Below are 959 nucleotides of genomic sequence, written 5' to 3'. Positions count from 1 at the left end.
ATAATGTGCCACTAACGCATAAAAAACGATTGTAAGCATTAACATTTTAGAAACATGTTGACACATTGAAATACAGGTTTTATAATCCATTTGTCATTAAACACAATTAAATATTAAATAGGGGGACAATTATGACATTTTCATTAACTACTCGTCTCATTGCTGAGTTCCTTGGTACTGCAATCATGGTTATGATTGGTAACGGCTCAGTAGCAAACGTGGAATTAAAGGGAACAAAGGGAAGCCACAGTGGTTGGGTCATCATTGCAATCGGTTATGGTATGGCCGTTATGATTCCAGCTCTTATGATTGGTAAAATTTCTGGTAACCACATTAACCCAGCATTTACTATTGGTTTAGCTGTAGCGGGTGATGTACCATTAGCTGAAGTATTACCTTACATCTTAGTACAGTTCGCTGGTGCTATCGTAGGTCAGTTTATTCTTTATCTTTGCTTTAAGCCTCATTATGATGCAACAGAAAATCCTGATGCAATCTTAGGTACATTCTCAACTACTGATGCAACAAACAGTAAGTTCAATGGTTTCGTAAACGAATTCTTCGGATCATTCATCTTATTCTTCTGTGCATTATCTATTACTCATTCACCAATCTTCGAACATGGTAATCAGGGTGCCGGTTTCATCGGTGTTGGTTTATTAGTTATGGCATTAGTTGCTTCATTTGGTGGTCCTACTGGTCCAGCTTTAAACCCAGCTCGTGACTTAGGTCCAAGAATCTTACATGCAATCTTACCAATCAAGAACAAGGGAACTTCTCAGTGGGATTATGCATGGGTACCAGTACTTGCTCCAATTTGTGCAAGTATCTGTGCTTGTCTATTATATTTCAACATTTTCTAAGAAGCTATCAATCGATAGCTTTTTTTCTTTGCCTAAAAGAATAGGGGAGTAATAAAAAAGGATAGCATCGAGAGTTTGGTAACTAAAATGCTTATC

The 959-nt window shown here is 37.2% G+C and carries 1 protein-coding gene; it reads left to right on the top strand.

The genetic code is table 11. The features are described from left to right. The first annotated feature begins 131 nt into the window (after window positions 1–131). On the top strand, window positions 132–863 hold the full coding sequence (locus QVO42_RS08445; protein WP_022425681.1) for an MIP/aquaporin family protein: 732 nt from the start codon (window positions 132–134) through the stop codon (window positions 861–863). The last annotated feature ends 96 nt before the right edge of the window (window positions 864–959 follow it).

The sequence above is a fragment of the Catenibacterium sp. CAG:290 genome (assembly GCF_000437715.1).
Lineage (GTDB): Bacteria > Bacillota_I > Bacilli_A > Erysipelotrichales > Coprobacillaceae > Catenibacterium > Catenibacterium mitsuoka_A.
The sequence above is the reverse complement of the archived record's forward strand: the minus strand, read 5'-3'. Positions and strand labels throughout refer to the sequence as shown.

Excerpts from the sequence above, each read along its gene's own strand:
- QVO42_RS08445 (WP_022425681.1), top strand. The coding sequence starts at position 132 with ATGACATTTTCATTAACTACTCGTCTCATTGCTGAGTTCCTTGGTACT.